The sequence below is a fragment of the Streptomyces sp. NPDC058683 genome (assembly GCF_042716195.1).
Taxonomy (GTDB): domain Bacteria; phylum Actinomycetota; class Actinomycetes; order Streptomycetales; family Streptomycetaceae; genus Streptomyces.
Genome location: NZ_JBHXSK010000103.1, coordinates 1 through 17,785 on the forward strand (window position 1 = coordinate 1; position 17,785 = coordinate 17,785).

The window sequence follows — 17,785 nt, forward strand, 5'->3', positions numbered from 1 at the left end:
CCTCCACCAACCAGCTCCTCGCCGAACTCGCCCAGAACTGGACCACCGACAACGGCACCAAGATCATCAACATCCTCATGGAACTCCTCCCGCAGCAGTGACGGCCAGGCGGGGTGTGGGAATCGCCCCTCCGCACCGCATCCCGCCCGGTACCCCGCCCCCTGGCTGACGCCATCAGAACTCACCGGAGAGAAGAAGTGACGAGCACCACCACCCCGCAGATCCAGTCCCAGGCGGCGGCCTCGAGCGAGCCGGTCTTCGCCGCCGACCTGCCCGAGGGCTTCACCCAGGTCGTCCGAGAGGTCAACGGCACGCTGATACACAGCGTCGTGGGCGGTACGGGTGAGCCCCTCGTGCTGCTCCACGGTTGGCCGCAGACCTGGCGGGAGTGGCGATACATGCTGCGGCCCCTCGCCGACCTGGGGTACACCGTCATTGCCCCCGACCTGCGCGGTACCGGCGGTTCGGCGATCACGGAGGGGGGCTACGACAAGGACAACCAGGCGCGCGACGTGCACGAGCTGCTCCAGGCCCTGGGAGTGATCGGTCCGGTCCGCATGGTCGGGCACGACATCGGCGGCATGGTCGCCTTCTCCTACGCCCGCCTCTACCCCGAGCAGGTCCACAAGCTGGCCCTGGTGGACCTGGCCGTCCCCGGGTACGGCCTCGAAGAGATCATGGACCCGGCGTCGGGCGGTCTCTTCCACTTCGGGCTCTTCATGACCCGCGAAGCGCCGGAACTGCTGTTCCAGGGGAACGAAAAGGCGTTCCTGACCTGGTGGTTCGCGAAGATGGCCGCCAATTCCAAGGCCTTCCCGCCCGAGGAGATCGACACCATCGCCGCCTCCCTGAGCGGCCCGGACGCCCTGCGGGGCGGCTTCGAGCACTACCGCACCATGCTCCAGGACGGCCGGGACAACAGGGCCTGGGGCGAGGCCGGCGGCGTCCTGACCATGCCCGTACTGGCCATCGGTGGCGAGCACAGCGTCGGGGGCTACCTGGCTCAGACGCTGCGTCCCGTCGTGCCCGCCGTGCAGGAATCGGTGATCGCCGGCAGCGGTCACTACATCCCTGACGAGCTCCCCGAAGCCCTCCTCGGCGTGCTCGTGCCGTTCCTGGCCTGACCGAAACGCCGAATCAAAGAAGGAACTCCATCATGTCCATGGCATTCCTGGCTCAGCGGGAACAGCAGCAGACACTCGAATGGCTGGACGGCGGCACGTTCTCCGTCCTCCTCGACAGCAAGGCCACGGAAGGCCAGCTCACCGTCGGAAGGTTCAACGTCGCCAAGGGCGAGGCGCCGCCCTTCCACATGCACACCCGCGAGGACGAGATCTTCATGCTCATCAAGGGCGAGGCACTGCTCTGGCTCGGCGACGAGCAGATGGAACTGTCCGAGGGCGGCATTGTCTACCTGCCCCGGAACATCCCGCACGGCTACCGCATCACCTCGGACACCGCCGACCTCCTGATGATCACCACCCCCGGTGGTATCGAGGGGATGTTCCAGCAGGCCGGCCGCGATGTCGCCACCCCCCGGCCCAAGGACTTCGCCATCACCCCCGAGCGGCTGGCCGAAGCCGCGGAGAAGTACGGACAGATCGTCCTCGGCCCGCCGCGGTGACGCCTTGCCGCACCGCGGCTTGGGCTCGATGACTGTCGGTCTAGATTTGGATGCATGTCCCTTTTCTCATTGAATACGTAAAGTTGACCTTATGAAGGCCCGGCTTGGCCTGCTCAACGCCGTGGACCCGGGAGTGACCGAGCAGGAAGTCTTCCGGCTGGCTCTCCAGCACGCGGTGACGGAACTCGGCGCCCTGGGTGGGATGGTCCATTTCAGCGGCCCGATGTCCGCGCTGCGGCTGGTGTCGGCGAACGGCCTGCCCCCGGCCCTCACCCGGATCTGGGAGATCGTCGCTCAGGAGGGGACGACCGCCCCGGCCCGCGCCGTACGGCAGGGCCGTTCCGTGTGGGCACCCTCCGACCCCGACGCCCCCGCTGAATCCTGGCCCGATACAGGTACCGGCATGGCTGCCGTTCCTGTGTTCGGGGGAAACCATGCTGTCGGCGCGCTCACCGTCCTGGCAGGCGACAGCGGGGAGCCGACCGAGGAGCAGTGGGACTTCCTGCGGGCCGTGACCGCCTGGGCCGAGGAGCGGATGGGCCAGGCGCCGCCACCCACCCGACCGCCTCAGCGGAACTGGAGCAGCAGCCGCGTCCGTGAGGCGCTGGAGGAGGTCCAGGTCGGTTCCTGGGAGTGGGGCATTCAGTCCGGTGAGCTGTACTGGGACGAAGCCTCCATGGCTCTGTGCGGGGTGGATCCGGCCGACTTCGTGCCCCGGATCGAGACGTTCATGAAGGTCGTCCACCCCGACGACCTGCCGTGGATGCTGACCGAGGTCGAGAAGTCGATCCTCGACCGGACGCTGTACCAGGCCGAATTCAGGATCTGTCGCCCGGACGGTACGGCCCGCTGGACTTTGGCCCGCGCCAAAGTGGTCCGCGACGACGCGGGGGAACCACTCAGGATGATCGGCGGGTGGTGGGGCATCGAGGAGTCCTATTCCGCCCGGGACGCGCTCGCCCGTGCCTTGCGCCACATGAGCGACGGCTTCCTGGCGCTGGACGACGACTGGCGGATCGTCTTCGCCAACCTGGAGGCAGAGCGCACCTTCGGCTCCTTCGAGGAGGAGCTGCACGGCCGGATCCTGTGGGAGCTGCCCCGGCTACGGCAGGTTCGCGGCCTGGAGGAACGCTGCCGAACCGCCGCTGCGGCGGCCGTCCCGGCCGGCTTCGACATCCGCATACCCGACACCGACCGCTGCTACCACCTGCGGCTGGTCCCGGTGCCGGAGGGCACCACCTGCTACTGCGCCGACGTCACCGAGATCAGGCGGCGCGAAGCCGAGCGCGAGGCCGCCGAGCGCGCCGCCGCCGAGCGGTCCGCCCGAATCACGGAGCTGACGACGGATCTCGCCAGGGCGACGACCGCACAGGACGTGGCGGACACGGTCGCCCGGCGGGTGATGCAGCCGTTCGGCGCCGTCGGCCTGATCATGCAGACCATCGCGGGCGACCGGGCATACACGGTCGGATCCGTCGGATACCCCCGGGAATTCCTGGACCGGCTGGACGGCTCCCTGCTCCGCGAGGCCACACCGATCTGGGACTCGTTGCTTTTGGGCGCGCCTGTCTTCCTTTCCTCGGTCGAGGAGTACACGGCGTGCTACCCGGGCCAGGCCGACCGGCCCCGTGAGGTCGGCAAGCAGTCATGGGCCTTCCTTCCGCTGACCGCTGCCGGGCGTGTGCTCGGCAGCTGCACGATCAGCTTCGACCACCCGCGCCGACTCACCGGCGAAGAACGAACCCTGCTGGTCGCGATCAGCGGCCTGGTCGCCCAGGCCCTGGACCGTGCCTGGCTGTACGACTCCGTGCACACCCGCGCCCAGGAACTCCAGCGTGGTCTGCTCCCGCGCACGCTGCCCGTGTTGCCCGCGTGCACGGCCGCCGCCCGCTATCTGCCCGCGGGGCGCGACATGGAGGTCGGCGGCGACTGGTACGACGTCATCCCGCTCTCCGCCGACCAGGTCGCACTGGTCATCGGCGACGTGATGGGGCACGGGCTGTCCGAGGCGGCCACGATGGGGCGGCTGCGCACCGCCGTGCACACCCTCGCCGACCTCGAACTGCCTCCCGACGAGATCATGAGCCGCCTCAATGACACCGTCAGCGGCCTCGGCGAGGACTCGTACGCCACCTGCCTGTACGCGGTCTACGACCCGACCACCCTGATCTGCTCCTTCGTCTGCGCCGGGCACCCGCAGCTGATCGTGGTGCAGCCGGATGGGAACGTGCACATCCCCGAACCGGCCCCCGATCCACCACTCGGCGCGGCCGAGCCTCCGTTCGAGACGGTGCAGCTGACGCTGCCCGAGGGCAGCCTCCTCGTCTTGTACACCGACGGCCTCGTCGAGTCTTCCGGTCGCGACATCGACGACGGCCTGGTGAAACTCACTGCGCTCCTGCGCACTGCCCACACCGACGGCCTCGACAGGGTCTGCGACACCCTCGTCGGCGGTCTGCTCCCGGCCGACCAGCGGGACATCGACGACGACGCCACCCTGTTGGTCGCCCGCGTCCACGCTCTGCCGGCCGACTGCATCGCCTCCTGGGCGCTGCCCGAGGATCCGCAGGCCGCAGGTGAGGCCCGCCGGCACGTGCGCGAGCAGCTGGCGGCCTGGAACCTGGACGACCTGACGATGAGTACCGAACTGCTCGCGAGCGAACTCGTGAGCAACGTCGTACGACATGCCAAGGGCCCCGTACGGCTCCGTCTGCTGCTCAGCGCCGACCTGGTCTGCGAGGTCTCCGACGGCAGCCTGACCACTCCCCGGATCCGCCGCGCCATGGACACCGACGAGGGCGGGCGCGGGCTGCAGCTCATCGCCGCGCTCTCCCAGCGCTGGGGCACCCGCTACACGCAGACGGGAAAGGTCATCTGGACCGAGCAGGCCCTGCCGCCGCCGGGCGACCGCGGCGGGGCGGAAGGCCTCACGACCTCGGCTCCTTCGGCCTGCCTGACCTGATGAGCGGTGTCAGCCCCGGCTCGCTTCCGCCTCGTGCTCGTCGGCTTGCGTGTGCGGGAGGCGGCGGCCGTTGCCGGGGGAGACCTCGCGTTCGAAGAGTCTGCCGTCCTGGAGCTCCGCGAGCCGGTTGCTCAGTACGCGCTTGGCCAGGTGCATACATTTTCCATGCTCGCTCTCGGATCGATGTCGGAAGAAACCGTCTTCTGTCTTTACTGGGGAAGCCAGAGTGTGCACACTTCGAGGGCAGGCCTTCGGTGCCGTGACGCCGAATCGGCCGGCGGAGTTCAATTCCGTGGAGGGACGCATGATCGAAGTGAGCCGCACTCTGCCCGTGAACGACGGCACGGAGCCGGCGCTCCGGGTGGACGACATCTGGGCAGGCCTGATGGACAAGGCCGAGAACCCGCTGACGTACGTCGCCAGCATGAGTAAGTGCACCGTGACCGAGCGGTTCGACGGCGGCCTGGTGCGCGAGGTCGTGCACGCGGGCCAGCCGGTGCGCGAGGTCGTCACCTTCTACCCCAAGCAGCGTGTGCACTTCGTGCGCACGCACGCCGCGGCCAGGGGCACGATCGACAACGAGATCAGCCTCGGCGACGCCGGTGAGCTGACCCTCACGTTCTCCTTCCGTATCGTCGTCGACGGAGTGGCGGCGGGCAGCGCAGAGGAGAAAGAGTTCGCCGCACACATGGAGGCCGACTACCTCGACGCGGTGCAGACGACACTCAGGGCCGTACGGGACCGGGTCGCCGGCGCCGCCACCGGAATCTCGGCCTGAGGGGGGCCTGCCATGCAGACAGAGCTCGCCTCCAGAGTGTTCACGCTGGTGGACGCGACCGACGCGGCCGGCTTCAGCCGGCTGTTCGCCGCGCAGGGACGAATGCGCTTCGGGAACAATGAGCCGATGACCGGCCCCGGTGAGATAGAGGCCGGAGTCGGTGGCTTCTTCAGCACCATAAAGGGGCTGCGCCACAAGGTCGTCCGTGAGTGGCACATCGGTGCCGACAGCGTCATCGAGGAGACGGTCGACTACTACCGCCTGACTGGAGACACCGTCACCATCCCGGCCGTCACCATGTGGCACGTCGACGAGACCGGCCTCATTGACGACTTCCGCGTCTACTTCGATCTCGCTCCGCTCTTCGCCTGAGTGGTCGAACGTTGTGCCATCGACGTCCAAGAAGGTGGATACAGTCTTAGATCCGCCCGGGCTCGGGCGATGACCTGTCGGCGGGTCATCGCCCGAGCCCGGACTTGTGCGCGCCCTTATTGGATACACCTCTTGGGTACACTCCCGGCGTGAGCAGGAATACGAGCGAATCGTCGGAAGAGCGGGAACCGGGCGGGTCCGTGAGCGTGGCCGACGGCGCTCCCGCACCCGCTGCGCGACCCGAGGCGGCCACAGGTGGACGCCGGATGGCTCTCGACGTGCACGGCCGGCTTCGGGCGATGATCCTCAGTGGCGAGCTGCCTCCGGGCTCGGCGCTGCTCCAGGCGGAGATGGCTCGCAAACTGGGCGTCAGCCGCACGCCGATGCGCGAGGCCTTCCGGCTCCTCCAGGAGGAAGGCCTCATCGATGCCCGGCCCGATCAGCGGGCCCGGGTGCGCGCGGTGGACCCCGAGGACCTGGACGGTGTCTACGGGGCCCGCATCATGCTGGAGACCCTGGCCGTGACCACGACGGCGAAGACGCTCACCGGCGAGGACCTTGACCGTATGGGCCAGCTGCTGGAGCGTATGAAGGCCTTCGCCGACGAGGAGAAGCCGGACGATTGGTACGCCGCGCACCGCGCGTTCCACGGCGTGGCCACCCGGGCCGTCGGGGCACAGTTGAGGCGCACGCTGTCCTCGCACGCCGAGCAGAGCGAGCGCTACATCCGTCTTGCCCAGCTGGGCGTACCGGGGTCCCGGGCGCGGGCGCACAAGGAGCACGAGGCGCTGCTGGCAGCCCTGAAGGCGGGCGACGTGGACGGGGCCGCCAGGGTGGTGGCCGGTCATCTGGCGCGTACCGCCCTGAGCGTGCTGGCCGATGTCGCCCCGGAGTACGAGCCCGTCACCACACGCTCGGCCCTCAGGCTCGTCGGCGGCGGGCAGGCCTGACACTCCGCCTCGCAGCAGCGGTAACTGCCCGCCGTAGCATCGGAACGAGCGAGCGAGGAAAGGGGCCGGAGCATGTCCGCCGCCGATGTCACAGAAGAAGCGCCGCGGCCGACGGCGTCCGGGCGAGGCCGGCCCAGGAAGCACGGGACCGAAGCCGCCTGCCCGCGCAAGGGCGAGCGCACCCGGCAGCGCATTCTGGCGGCGGCCCGGCGCAAGTTCGCCGAAGTCGGCTACGAGCGTGCCACGATCCGGGCCATCGCGGCCGAGGCCGAGGTCGACAAGTCCTCGGTCATCCAGTACTTCGGCAGCAAGGACGGGCTGTTCCGCGAGGCCGTCCGCTGGGACATCCCGGTTGCCGAGCTGACCACCGACGACCCTGCCGAGACCGTCGAGAATCTCGTGCGGGGCATGCTGGGCGCCTGGGCCGCGGATCCGGACAGCCCCATGGCCGTACTTGTGCGCGCCAGCATGACCAGCGAGGAGGCCGCCGAACTCCTGCGCGGCCACATCACCGCCCAGGCCGTGGAACCGGTGGCGGCCCTGGTCGGCAGCCCCGACGCGCGGCTGCGGGCGGCGTTGTGCGGGGCGATGATGATGGGCGTCGCCAGCCAGCGCTATCTGCTGCGCATGCCGGATCTGGCCGCGGCGGACACCGAGGACATCCTGCGCTTGGTGGTGCCGGTGCTCCGTGGGCTCATCGACCCCGAGGACTCGGCGGGGACCGGCGGCTGAAGCGCCTGGCTCCTGGCTGGCCGGCGGCTGCTGGAGAAGCTCGGAGGTCAAGGCGGCCCAGGCAGCTCTCAGGCGTGGCCGGCGTCGTAGAGGACGGGGTTGAGCGGGGTGTCCGGGATCTGGCCGACCGGTGTGCCGGGCATCCAGTGGCGGTCGGCGATCTGGTTGTCGTTGGTGGGTTCGGCGACGCGGATGTCTGCGTCCAGGTAGATCACGGTCATGACGCGGCGCGGGACGCTGCTGTGGTTGGGGCCGGCGTGGTGGAAGGTCCAGCCCCGGTGGAAGCTGGCATCGCCGAGGGCGTAGGGGGCGACGATGTCCTCGAAGTCCTGCTCCGCGAGTCCCTGCTTCAGCTGTGCTTCGGACGCGTCGCTGATGGGCAGGTCGCGGCCGTGGGAGAAGTTGTGGCTGCCGCGGGCGAAGGCGAGCGGGCCCATCTCCGGCGGGGTCTCCTGCAGTGGCAGCCAGAGGGTCAGGCAGCGGTCGGAAGACAGCGGCCAGTAGTACTGGTCGGCGTGCCAGGGGGTGATGCCGCCCGAGGGTTCCTTGTACAGGGCCTGGTCGTGGTAGAGGCGCACCGCGTGCACCCCGAGCAGATCGGCGGCGATCTTCGCCAGGCGGCGGGAGAAGACCAGCTCCCGTACCGTGTCGCTGTGCTGCCACAGGTTCGTCACCTGGAGGAACGCCTTGCCGTAGGTGTCGCGCTCCGCCAACGGCAGGCGCTGGGTGTTGAGCCGGATCACCTCCGAGGTGATGGTCGGCTCGTATTCCGCGATGGTTTCCGGCGAGAGAACCCGCGACAGGTGAGCGAAGCCGTCCCGGTTGAAGTCGGCGGTGGCGGTTCCACTCAGGCCCTCGTAGGGAAGGTCCAGTTCGGACACCCGGGATCGCGTGATGGCGGTCATGCGCGGCTTCTCCTCGTTCGTCGTCAGTCCCTGCGGGATGCCGCTGTCCACCGTCGCAGCGCGCCGCCGTCAGCACTACGCGCGTGTTGCCCGATTCCGGTACTCAATTAGCCGTCAGCGATCCGGCCGTCCCCCGGTACGCTGCCTCGCGTGAGACCCCGCCACGAGCACTGGAGCCTGCCCGAGAACACCACCTTCAAGTGCTTCCTACGACGTGAGAAGGCCTTCGACTTCGGCTGGCACTACCACGCCGAGTACGAACTGGTACTGATCACCGAGGGCTCCGGCACTCGCTATGTGGGTACCACCGTAGAGCCCTACCGGCCCGGCGATCTCACGCTCCTCGGCCCGGATCTGCCGCACACCTTCAGCTCCGTTCCGTACCCCACGGGCATGGCCGAGGCCTCGGTCGTGCAGTTCCGGCACGACTTCCTCGGTGCGGACTTCTTCGCCCTGCCGCAGTTCCGCCCGGTGCAAGTGCTGCTCGACCGGTCCGCCCGCGGCCTGCTCTTCCCGCACGCTCCCGAGCCCGCCCGGCGCCTTCTGACCGGCCTGCCCCGGCTCGTCGACAGTGCGGCCGCCACCGTCGCCCTGCTCGACGTCCTGAACCAACTCGCGCGAGACACCGACTCCAAGCCCTTGACCGGTCCCGGCTACGCCCCCACCCCCGACACCGAAGCCCGCCGCCGCATCGACGACATCTGCCGCCACCTGCAGCAGGTCCACACCCGCCCGGTCGAGCTCGGCGAGATCGCCGCTATCGCACACATGGCACCGACCTCGTTCAGTCGCTTTTTCCACCGCACCATGGGCCGCACCCTGACCGACTACGTCAACCAACTCCGTGTCGAGACCGCCTGCCGCCTCCTCACCACGACTGACCTGCCCGTCACCGAGGTCGCCGCCCGTAGCGGATTCCAGAACCTCTCCAACTTCAACCGCCGCTTCCTCCGCCTCAAGCACATGCGCCCCCGCGACTACCGTGCCGCCCACCACAAGGGATTCCACCTCCCCAGCGCACCCTGACGCGCCCCGCCGTTCTGTGTCGGCCAGGTCGGTCACGGCTCCGACGGCACGGGCGACAGGGTCGTCAGACGCAGCCGACCTTCGTTCTCGTGCGCAGTCCGTCCGTGTGTCCCTCTACTTGGCAGCCTGCGGACGAACACCTGTCGGCAACGGGATACCGGATACGGGCGTCCTCACCGCACATGAGCGCCGGACCGGACCGACCTTTGTCGCCGCACCCGAGTCGCTGGAGTTGCCTGCCCCACTGGCTGTGAACGGCAGACTGCGGCAGCCGGAACTCTGCGTATGGGTGATGGCCCGCGCGGGCCATGAGGTCCAGCAGACGGCCGATACTCACTGCGGCGACCTGTACGAGGACCTCGCCGGGGCCGGGGCCGGCGGTGTCGAGCACCGCCTGCTCCAGCACGTCCGGCGGCCCGAAACGCCGGAAGACCATGGCCCGCATGGATTCGGGCGCCGGCAGCGGCTCGGGCCAGGCCGCCGCGTACAGGCCGACGTGTCATTCACGACGACACACGGCACGGGCCAGCCCACTGTTTATGACCTCACCGCCGCACGCATCGGTGTGCTGTTCATGACGCGACCGCTGTTGCCACCACCGTGTTGTGCAGGCGGCCGACACGCTCGATCTCCACGACGACCTCGTCCCCGGCTGCGAGGAACTCACCGCGGGGAGTCCCGCATCCCGCCGGTGTGCCGGTGAGGATGACGTCCCCGGCTTCGAGCCGGGTGAGGCGGCTCGCGGCCGCGACCACCTCCAGGATCGGCACCATCATCTGCGCGGTGGAGGAGTCCTGCTTCACCACTCCGTTCACGCTGAGCCGGATCCGCAGGTTCTGCGGGTCGGGCACCTGCCAGCTGGGCACGAGCCCGGGGCCGAGCGGGCAGAAACCGTCCTGCCCCTTGTGTCCCAGCCAGTCGAAGGTGAAGGGCTCGGCGACGGGCAGCGCCGACTTGAGGCGGTCCCGGGCGGAGATGTCGTTGGCGGCGAGGTAGCCGGCCACATGGTCGAGTGCCTGCTCTGGGGAGAGATCACGGCCTGGCCTGCCGATGACGACGGCGAGTTCCGCCTCCCAGTCCACGCGCGCGCCGGGATAGGCGGGCAGCGGCACCGGATCGCCCGGTCCCGTCACCGTCGTCGTCGGCGGCTTGAGGAAGAAGAACGGCTCGCCCAGCGCACCGGGGCGCTCGATGCCCATCTCCGCGATGTGGTCCCAGTAGTTGGCGCCGGCGCACAGCACCTTGCCCGGGTAGGTCAGGGGAGGGGCGAGCCGGGCATCGGTGATGGTCGCGGATGCGGACGGTGTCCAGGTGCGCAGCCCAGGTGCTATGGCGTCCCAGCGGCGCAGCACCTCCAGGAGCGTCAGACCGCCTGTCTCGGGAGGCCCTTCGACCACGTTCCCGTCGATCAGGACACCGACGGCGGTCTTCTCGGAATCTCCGGTGCGGTACTGCACCAACGACCAGTCAGGTGACTGCATGGCTCTCCTCCAGCGGGTGGCTCTGTGTCTCTGCACGGATGGCAGCAGGACCATAGTGCATACACATTACGCGGGAAAGGGTAAGCTGCGGGAGGTGTGGTGGCCAGGCCCCGGGTAGCCGGATGCAGTGGAGAGGCGGTCGGTGCGGGTGACGCAGACGGATGCGACGGACGCGACGGAAGATCTGCTCGGTCTGTTCGGCGGCCTGCCGCGGCCCGTCATCTCCCACCCCCGGCGCACCAGCGTCGAGATCCACGACCACCTGAGATGGCTGATCCTGGACGGCCTCCTGCCGCCCGGCACGGAACTGAAACAGGCCGAGCTGGCCCGCGTCTTCGACGTCAGCCGCACCCCGTTGCGCGAGGCGTTCCGGATGCTCCAGGAAGAGGGGCTGATCGACGCCGACATCAACCACCGGGGGCGGGTCACGGGCCTGGACGTGGCCGACCTGGACTGCCTCTACGCGGCCCGGATCTCCCTGGAGGCGATGGGCGTCCGGGTCACCGCCGGGCGCCTGACCCGTCAGGAGGTGCAGGAAGCCTCGGCGCACCTGCACGACATGGACCGCGCCGACGAGACGGGCGACGCCATGGCGTGGCACGAGGCGCACCGGGCCTTCCATCGCGTGCTCGTGTGCCGCTGCACTCCCACGGTCCTGCGCACGATCACCTCGTACGCCGAACGCAGCGAGCGCTATCTGCGCACGCTCCAAGACCGGCACCCCGGGGTGTTCCCGCAGCGCCGGCAGGAGCACTACGACCTGTTCGCGGCCGTCATGGCGGGTGCTCCGGAGCGGGCCGCACAGCTGATCACGAGACACCTTGCACGTACCGCCCGCCGGGTGATCGACGACCTCGACCCGGGCCGGGAGGCCCCCGACGTGGGCCAGGCGACCGTCATGGTCTGCGGTGAGGATCTCGGAACGGCTTCTTGGGAGAGCTGGACTCCTGCCGAAAAAGGTGTACACACTTAGAGAAGGTGCGACCCGCCGGGACGCGGTGCACCGGAACTGTGAGGAGAGAGCAATGCTGCGTGTCAAAGGCCTTCTGCACTACGGACTCCAGGTGCCCTCCCTGGACACGGGCCAGAGCTTCTACGACACCTTCGGGCTGCGCACGGCCGAGCGGGACAACGCTCTCGTGGTCCGCTGCGACGGCCGCGAGCAGGACCAGGCGGTCCTGCTGGAAGGACCGGTCAAGCGACTGCACCACGTGGCTTTCGCCGTGGAGCCGGACTCCCTGCCCGACTGGCAGCGCCATCTGGAGGGCCTCGGCGTGCGGCTGCTCGACGCGCCCGCCCAGCTCCCCGGAGGCCTGTGGTTCCGCGACCACGAGGGCAACCTGCTGAACCTGCGCGACGAGCAGCTCGGCGCTTGGCGGGACTTCGGCACCACGGAGGCCCACGAGGCCAACTTCGGCGACCACGTCCGCCGCGTCGACCAGGCGCGCTGGCTCACCGCCGACGAGAAGCCCCGCCCCCGGCGCCTCGGCCACATGCTGATCTTCAGCACCGACCTGGATGCGTCCGAGGCCTACTACGCCCGCACCCTGGGCCTGCGCCTCTCGGACCGCATCCGTGGCATGGCGGTCTTCATGAACTCCGGGCCCGGCGACCACCACGTCTTCGGTTTCCTGCCCGCCACCCACCCCGGCCTGCACCATTCCAGCTGGGAGGTTGCCGACATCGACCAGATCGCGATGGGCGCGCAGACCATGGCCGCTGCTGGCCACAACCACGGCTGGGGCCTCGGCCGGCACACCCTCGGCTCCAACTTCTTCCACTACATCCAGGACCCGTGGGGCAGCTGGATCGAGTACTCCAGCGACATGGACTGCATCACGGACAACTGGAAGGCGGGCGACTGGGACTGCCCACCGGCCGTCTGGAGCCCTGAGATCCCGGCCGACTTCATCGTCAACCAGGAAGAGAAGACCTCCTGAGCCTCTGAGTCCCTGTACTCCTGACAGGGCGGATCGGGGTAGTGCTGGGCCGGTGCGGAAAAGATCTCAACGCTTGTATATTTTTTGAGATGCCGCTTCCGGCCTGCCGCCGAACCAGGAGTCCCGTCATGCCCATCGACAGCACGACCACGCCCGCGGACCCGGAGTCCGCCCCGCCGGGAGAGGCTCCCCGCGGGCGCCACCTCGGCCTTGCTCTCCTCGTCATCGCCGCCGCACAGCTGATGGTCGTGCTGGACGGCACGATCACGAACATCGCGCTGCCGAGCATCCAGACCGACCTCAAGGTCTCGGCGTCGAACCTCTCCTGGATCGTGAACGCCTACGCCCTCGCCTTCGGCGGACTCCTCCTGCTCGGCGGCCGGGCCGGCGACCTCTTCGGGCGTCGCCGCATGTTCCGCATAGGCATCACGGTGTTCACCCTCGCCTCGCTGCTCGGCGGTCTCGCCCCGAACGAGGAACTGCTGATCGGCGCCCGCATCCTCCAGGGCATCGGCGCCTCGATCTCCGCGCCCACGGCGCTCTCCCTCATCGCGACCAACTTCCCCGAGGGCAAGCCCCGCAACAAGGCGATGGGCGTGTACGCGGCCATGGCCGGCCTCGGCTCCACGGTCGGCCTCCTCCTCGGCGGCGTCCTGACCGACTACCTCGACTGGCGCTGGGTGTTCTTCGTCAACATTCCCATCGGCATCGCCGTACTCGCCGGCACGAAGATCCTCGCCGAGGGCGAGCGCAACACCGGGCGCCTCGACGTCCCCGGCGCGATCACCGGCACCGGCGGCCTCATCTCCCTCGTCTATGGCATCACCCGTGGCGGCCAGGACGGCTGGTCCGACGCCCTGACCCTCACCTTCTTCGGCGTGGCCGTCGTCCTGCTGACGCTCTTCCTCGTCCTCCAGATGCGCACCACGCACCCGATGCTGCCGCTGCGCCTGTTCAGGGACCGCAACCGCGCCGGAGCGTACGCGACCATGCTGTTCCTGGGCGCCGGCATGTTCGCCACCTTCTACTTCCTGACGCTCTACATGCAGCAGATCCTCGGCTACAGCCCGGTCAAGACCGGCTTCGCCTACCTGCCGTTCAGCTTCGGCATGGGCATCGCCGCGGGCATCAGCTCCAAGCTCGTCGCCCGCCTCGCACCCCGCCTGATCGCCGGACCCGGGCTGGTCATCGGCGCGGGCGGGATGTTCTGGTTCAGCACCCTGGAGCGGGGCTCCTCCTACTTCACGCACCTGATGCCCGCCATGTTCGTCACCGCGCTCGGCCTCGGCATGAGCTTCGTGCCGATGACGCTCGGCGCGGTCAGCGGAGTGCGCGACCAGGACTCCGGCATCGCCTCCGCACTCCTCAACACCGCACAGCAGGTCGGCGGCGCCCTGGGCCTGGCGGTCCTCACCACGATCTCGACGTCGGCGGCGAACGACCGTCTCCCGGAAGCGGCCGGCACCTTCTACCGCGCCATCGCCATGAAGGACTTCGCCACGGTCGCCAAGGCCGGCGAGGCACTGACCTACGGCTACACCACGGCGTTCACGGTGGCGGGCTTCCTCTTCGTGGGCGGCCTGCTGATCACCTTGTTCGCCATCAACGCGAAGAGACAGGAGCACGGGGAGTCCGCGCCGACGGCTCACCTGGGCTGATCCGAAGCAGACGAGCAGAAGGAGTACGGCATGAACGAGCCCCGCGTCCTGTCCACCGTCACGGAGATCGAGACCCACGAGCGGGGAACGCTGTTCTCGGCCCGTGGCGCTCGCTTCACGGTCGACCTCGACCCCTTCCTCAACACGGACCTCTTCCGGATGACCGGCCCGGTCTTCTCCCCGCATCCGCACGCAGGCTTCTCCGCCGTCACCTACCTCTTCGACGACTCCACCACCCGCTTCCACAACCGCGACAGCCTCGGCGACCGGAGCCTGATCGAACCGGGCGGTGTGCACTGGACCGTCGCTGGCTCGGGCATCGTGCACGACGAGGTCGTGGAGGAGGTCGGGCGGCTCGGACACGGCGCGCAGATCTTCGTACGGCTGCCCGAGACAGACGAGCAGAACGAGCCGTACGGTATGCACTTCACCCCGCAGGAGCTGCCCTCGGACGAGCTCGCCGAGGGCGTGAGCGTCCGGGTGGTCGCGGGCGAGGCGTTCGGGATGCGCTCGCCGGTGCGCGAGGCGGCCGGATCGCACGTCTACGACCTGATCCTGGCGCCCGGCGCCCGCGTCGAGATCCCCGTGGACCCCGAGTTCCGCGGCTTCGTGATGACGGTCGAGGGCCACGGCCGCATCGCCACCCCCGCAAGCCGCGGCGAGCTGGGCCCGGCCGGCCTCGCTGTGTTCGAACCCGGCGCGGGCGCGGTGGAGTTGGCCGCCGGCGAGCAGGGCGCACAGTTCCTGTTCGGAGCGGGCAGGCCGCTGCGCACTCCCGCGTACATGTACGGCGGGTTCTGCCTTTCCAGCCGTACGCGCGTCACCGAAGCCGTCGAGCGCTACCAGTCGGGCGAGATGCACGGCCTGCTGACGGCCCCGTGACAACACGCAAGACATACAACCGACTTGAAGGAGCACAGGTGTCCCCGACCGTAGTGGTCATCGGTGGCGGCTATGGCGGAAGCGCCGCGGCCAAGGCCCTGGACGGCGTCGCCGACGTCGTCCTCGTCGACCCCAAGGACGCGTTCTTCCACGCCGTCGGCGCCCTGCGCGCCGTAGTGGACCCGGAGTTCCTGCCGAAGGTCTTCTTCCCCTACGACAAGCTGCTCACCAACGGGCGCGTGGTGCGCGACCGTGCGGTACGGGTCGAACCAGGCCGCGTGACCCTGGCCTCGGGCGAGGAACTCGCCGCCGACTACATCGTGTTGGCGACCGGCTCGGGCTACCCCTTCCCCGCCAAGAGCGACATCGACGACTCCGCCGCAGCTCAGCGGAAGTACCGGGAGGCACACGCCGACCTGCTGGCAGCCGACCATGTGCTCCTCCTCGGCGCCGGGCCGGTCGGTCTTGAGTTCGCCGGCGAGATCAAGGCCGTATGGCCCGAGAAGAAGGTCGTCATCGTCGACCCGGTGGCCGACATCCTCAGCGAGTACGAGCCGGAACTGCGCGAGGAGATCCGCCGCCAGCTTGCCGCACTCGACGTCCAATTCGTCCTGGGCACACCCCTGAAGGAGAACCCGGCCACCGCGCCGGGCGAGCGCGGCACCTTCCACGTCACCACCACCGCCGACGTCGACATCACCGCCGACATCTGGTTCCGCTGCTTCGGCGTCGTCCCGCACACCGACTACCTCGCCGGCGCCCTCGCGGACGTACGCCTAGCGAACGGCGAGGTCGCCGTCACCGACACCCTCCAGGTCAAGGGGCAGGACACGGTCTTCGCGCTCGGCGACATCACAGACATCGCCGAGTCCAAGCGCGCCGGCACGGCCTCGCGCCACGCGCAGGTGGTCGTGGACAACATCAAGGCGCTCATCGGGGGCTCCGCCGAACTCGCCACCTACCGACCGGGTCCCGCCGCCATCCTCCTGCCGCTCGGCCCGACCGGGGGAGCGGCCCAACTCCCCGGACAGGGCGTCCTCGGCGCCGACATCGCCGCCCAGTACAAGGGCTCGGACCTGCTGACGGGCCGCTTCGGCGAGCTGTTCGGCACGCGGACGACATGAGCGCCGGATCAGTCCTGGGGCGGGGGCGCCAGCCGTACGGCCAGGTCGCGCAGGAAGGTCTCGTAGCGTTCGACGAACGCCGGATCGTCCGAACGCAGGCCTGTGACCATGCGGACGATGTGGCCGAAGGCGGAGGGGAAGGACGCCAGCGCGAGTACGGCCACCAGCGTCATCCCGGTGTCGAGCGACGGGTCCAGCTCGCCCGCGTCCCGGCGCGCCTTCAGATAGCCAAGGGTCTCCGCGTACCGCTCGCTCCGCTCTCCCTCGTTCATCGCGGGCTGCGCCGCCGAGCCGGTCAGCGCCTCCCACATGACGAGCCGTACGAAGATCTCGTCGTGGCGGAGGCTGTCGAAGTGCCGGGGCACGAAGTCGGGCAGAGGCAGCGACGGGTCCGACAGCGCCGAGGCGCGTTGCGCCACGTGCTGGCGCAGCACCGCGTCGTACAGCCCGTCCTTGTTGCGGAAGTGGACGTACAGCATGCGCACACTGATGCCGGCGCGCTGGGCGATCGACTCGACGCGGGCTCCGGCGAGGCCCTTCTCGGAGAACTCGTCCAGAGCGGCTTCCATGATCCGTTGCCGGGTCAGATCGGCGTCTCTCGCCACATGCCCCACCTTCCTTCGACCTCGCACGACCGACCTGTACGACCACGCCTGGATAAGTATAATTTTACTTATCTCCGAACGTGTTTCTGGAGAAGCTCATGACTGCACCCGGTTTTGTCGCGACCGAGGCCGACGGCACGGCCGTCTGGTACATGGAGTCGCTCATGACCGTACTGGCCTCCGCCGAGCACACCGACGGCAAGTTCGGTGTCCTCGAAGTGCGGGCCAAGCCCGGCATGGCCGGACCGCTGCACATCCACCACAAGCACGACGAGGCCTTCTACGTCCTGGAGGGGAGGGTCAAGGCCCGCTGCGGGGACGACGTGTACGAATGCGGACCCGGTTCGTTCATCTGGCTCCCGCGCGAAGTCCCGCACCAGGTCAACGTGGCCGGTGACACCGAGGTGCGGATGCTGGAGTTCTCCCTACCCGGCGGCATCGAGGCCTTCCACCGCGAGGCCGGGGTGCCGGCCGAGACACGGACGGTCCCGCCGGTGTCGGTCCGGCCTGACATGGGCGAACTGCGCCGGCTGGCAGCGAAGTACGACGTCGAGATCGTCGGCCCGCCGCCCGCACAGGCCGACTGACCCCGCAAACCACGGTGCCTGTCTCCTCTACGATCAGGGGAGACAGGCACGGTGACGTCGGCGGCTAAGGGCTGTCCCGTAAACGATCTCCGGAGCTTTCCGCGACCAGGAGCCCTGTCTACTGGTCCGGATGTGCGACAGACTTCGGGCAATGGACAC

At 69.1% G+C, this 17,785-nt stretch carries 18 protein-coding genes; 14 read left to right on the top strand and 4 right to left on the bottom strand.

All coding sequences use genetic code 11. From position 1 onward, the window contains the following. The first annotated feature begins 197 nt into the window (after positions 1–197). The 3 genes from ACFWXC_RS52195 (at position 198) to ACFWXC_RS52205 (ending at position 4,586) form a co-directional block, all read left to right on the top strand. On the top strand, positions 198–1,124 hold the full coding sequence (locus ACFWXC_RS52195; RefSeq protein WP_384491257.1) for an alpha/beta fold hydrolase: 927 nt from the start codon (positions 198–200) through the stop codon (positions 1,122–1,124). A 32-nt stretch (positions 1,125–1,156) separates the two neighbouring features. Beyond that, positions 1,157–1,624, top strand: a complete 468-nt coding sequence (locus tag ACFWXC_RS52200; protein WP_384491259.1) for a cupin domain-containing protein — start codon at positions 1,157–1,159, stop codon at positions 1,622–1,624. 91 nt (positions 1,625–1,715) lie between these two features. After that, complete coding sequence (locus ACFWXC_RS52205; protein ID WP_384491261.1) at positions 1,716–4,586, top strand: SpoIIE family protein phosphatase; 2,871 nt, start codon at positions 1,716–1,718, stop codon at positions 4,584–4,586. A 9-nt stretch (positions 4,587–4,595) separates the two neighbouring features. Here ACFWXC_RS52205 and ACFWXC_RS52210 read toward each other — a convergent pair whose 3' ends face one another. Continuing rightward, complete coding sequence (locus tag ACFWXC_RS52210) at positions 4,596–4,742, bottom strand: hypothetical protein (protein WP_384491263.1); 147 nt, start codon at positions 4,740–4,742, stop codon at positions 4,596–4,598. A 148-nt stretch (positions 4,743–4,890) separates the two neighbouring features. Between ACFWXC_RS52210 and ACFWXC_RS52215 the strand changes: the two genes are divergently transcribed. The 4 genes from ACFWXC_RS52215 (at position 4,891) to ACFWXC_RS52230 (ending at position 7,418) form a co-directional block, all read left to right on the top strand. Continuing rightward, the gene (locus tag ACFWXC_RS52215) at positions 4,891–5,364 is read left to right on the top strand and encodes an SRPBCC family protein (RefSeq protein WP_384491265.1); all 474 of its coding nucleotides are present in this window, start codon (positions 4,891–4,893) and stop codon (positions 5,362–5,364) included. Positions 5,365–5,376: 12 nt separating this feature from the next. Then, the gene (locus ACFWXC_RS52220; protein ID WP_384491267.1) at positions 5,377–5,736 is read left to right on the top strand and encodes a nuclear transport factor 2 family protein; all 360 of its coding nucleotides are present in this window, start codon (positions 5,377–5,379) and stop codon (positions 5,734–5,736) included. Positions 5,737–6,002: 266 nt separating this feature from the next. Then, a complete protein-coding gene (locus tag ACFWXC_RS52225) occupies positions 6,003–6,686 on the top strand; it encodes a GntR family transcriptional regulator (RefSeq protein ID WP_384491269.1) in 684 nt (227 codons plus the stop codon). Positions 6,687–6,758: 72 nt separating this feature from the next. Beyond that, positions 6,759–7,418 carry a TetR family transcriptional regulator gene (locus ACFWXC_RS52230; RefSeq protein ID WP_384491271.1) on the top strand — a complete coding sequence of 220 codons (660 nt, stop codon included), beginning with the start codon at positions 6,759–6,761 and terminating at the stop codon, positions 7,416–7,418. A 68-nt stretch (positions 7,419–7,486) separates the two neighbouring features. Here ACFWXC_RS52230 and ACFWXC_RS52235 read toward each other — a convergent pair whose 3' ends face one another. Beyond that, the gene (locus ACFWXC_RS52235; protein ID WP_384491273.1) at positions 7,487–8,323 is read right to left on the bottom strand and encodes a phytanoyl-CoA dioxygenase family protein; all 837 of its coding nucleotides are present in this window, start codon (positions 8,321–8,323) and stop codon (positions 7,487–7,489) included. A gap of 150 nt (positions 8,324–8,473) precedes the next feature. Between ACFWXC_RS52235 and ACFWXC_RS52240 the strand changes: the two genes are divergently transcribed. Beyond that, the gene (locus tag ACFWXC_RS52240; protein ID WP_384491275.1) at positions 8,474–9,349 is read left to right on the top strand and encodes an AraC family transcriptional regulator; all 876 of its coding nucleotides are present in this window, start codon (positions 8,474–8,476) and stop codon (positions 9,347–9,349) included. A gap of 572 nt (positions 9,350–9,921) precedes the next feature. Here ACFWXC_RS52240 and ACFWXC_RS52245 read toward each other — a convergent pair. Next, positions 9,922–10,830 (bottom strand): fumarylacetoacetate hydrolase family protein, encoded by a 909-nt coding sequence (locus ACFWXC_RS52245; protein ID WP_384491277.1) that lies wholly within the window; start codon positions 10,828–10,830, stop codon positions 9,922–9,924. A 148-nt stretch (positions 10,831–10,978) separates the two neighbouring features. Here ACFWXC_RS52245 and ACFWXC_RS52250 point away from each other — a divergent pair, with 148 nt between their 5' ends. The 5 genes from ACFWXC_RS52250 (at position 10,979) to ACFWXC_RS52270 (ending at position 16,434) form a co-directional block, all read left to right on the top strand. Then, positions 10,979–11,803 carry a GntR family transcriptional regulator gene (locus tag ACFWXC_RS52250; protein WP_384491279.1) on the top strand — a complete coding sequence of 275 codons (825 nt, stop codon included), beginning with the start codon at positions 10,979–10,981 and terminating at the stop codon, positions 11,801–11,803. A gap of 52 nt (positions 11,804–11,855) precedes the next feature. Further along, positions 11,856–12,770: a VOC family protein gene (locus ACFWXC_RS52255; protein WP_384491281.1), complete on the top strand. Its 915-nt coding sequence runs from the start codon at positions 11,856–11,858 to the stop codon at positions 12,768–12,770. Between the two features lie 128 nt (positions 12,771–12,898). Next, complete coding sequence (locus ACFWXC_RS52260; RefSeq protein WP_384491283.1) at positions 12,899–14,428, top strand: MFS transporter; 1,530 nt, start codon at positions 12,899–12,901, stop codon at positions 14,426–14,428. Between the two features lie 30 nt (positions 14,429–14,458). Next, complete coding sequence (locus ACFWXC_RS52265; RefSeq protein WP_384491285.1) at positions 14,459–15,310, top strand: pirin family protein; 852 nt, start codon at positions 14,459–14,461, stop codon at positions 15,308–15,310. A 38-nt stretch (positions 15,311–15,348) separates the two neighbouring features. Further along, positions 15,349–16,434 carry an FAD-dependent oxidoreductase gene (locus ACFWXC_RS52270; protein ID WP_384491287.1) on the top strand — a complete coding sequence of 362 codons (1,086 nt, stop codon included), beginning with the start codon at positions 15,349–15,351 and terminating at the stop codon, positions 16,432–16,434. Between the two features lie 8 nt (positions 16,435–16,442). Here the strand turns inward: ACFWXC_RS52270 and ACFWXC_RS52275 are convergent, their stop codons facing one another. After that, positions 16,443–17,039: a TetR/AcrR family transcriptional regulator gene (locus ACFWXC_RS52275; protein ID WP_384491289.1), complete on the bottom strand. Its 597-nt coding sequence runs from the start codon at positions 17,037–17,039 to the stop codon at positions 16,443–16,445. Positions 17,040–17,137: 98 nt separating this feature from the next. Here ACFWXC_RS52275 and ACFWXC_RS52280 point away from each other — a divergent pair, with 98 nt between their 5' ends. Then, positions 17,138–17,626 carry a cupin domain-containing protein gene (locus ACFWXC_RS52280; protein WP_384491291.1) on the top strand — a complete coding sequence of 163 codons (489 nt, stop codon included), beginning with the start codon at positions 17,138–17,140 and terminating at the stop codon, positions 17,624–17,626. The last annotated feature ends 159 nt before the right edge of the window (positions 17,627–17,785 follow it).

Coding starts and splice junctions, on each gene's coding strand:
- ACFWXC_RS52280 (WP_384491291.1), top strand. CDS start 17,138: ATGACTGCACCCGGTTTTGTCGCGACCGAGGCCGACGGCACGGCCGTC.
- ACFWXC_RS52200 (WP_384491259.1), top strand. CDS start 1,157: ATGTCCATGGCATTCCTGGCTCAGCGGGAACAGCAGCAGACACTCGAA.
- ACFWXC_RS52235 (WP_384491273.1), bottom strand. CDS start 8,323: ATGACCGCCATCACGCGATCCCGGGTGTCCGAACTGGACCTTCCCTAC.
- ACFWXC_RS52210 (WP_384491263.1), bottom strand. CDS start 4,742: ATGCACCTGGCCAAGCGCGTACTGAGCAACCGGCTCGCGGAGCTCCAG.
- ACFWXC_RS52215 (WP_384491265.1), top strand. CDS start 4,891: ATGATCGAAGTGAGCCGCACTCTGCCCGTGAACGACGGCACGGAGCCG.
- ACFWXC_RS52225 (WP_384491269.1), top strand. CDS start 6,003: ATGGCTCTCGACGTGCACGGCCGGCTTCGGGCGATGATCCTCAGTGGC.
- ACFWXC_RS52220 (WP_384491267.1), top strand. CDS start 5,377: ATGCAGACAGAGCTCGCCTCCAGAGTGTTCACGCTGGTGGACGCGACC.
- ACFWXC_RS52230 (WP_384491271.1), top strand. CDS start 6,759: ATGTCCGCCGCCGATGTCACAGAAGAAGCGCCGCGGCCGACGGCGTCC.
- ACFWXC_RS52265 (WP_384491285.1), top strand. CDS start 14,459: ATGAACGAGCCCCGCGTCCTGTCCACCGTCACGGAGATCGAGACCCAC.
- ACFWXC_RS52245 (WP_384491277.1), bottom strand. CDS start 10,830: ATGCAGTCACCTGACTGGTCGTTGGTGCAGTACCGCACCGGAGATTCC.
- ACFWXC_RS52260 (WP_384491283.1), top strand. CDS start 12,899: ATGCCCATCGACAGCACGACCACGCCCGCGGACCCGGAGTCCGCCCCG.
- ACFWXC_RS52255 (WP_384491281.1), top strand. CDS start 11,856: ATGCTGCGTGTCAAAGGCCTTCTGCACTACGGACTCCAGGTGCCCTCC.
- ACFWXC_RS52205 (WP_384491261.1), top strand. CDS start 1,716: ATGAAGGCCCGGCTTGGCCTGCTCAACGCCGTGGACCCGGGAGTGACC.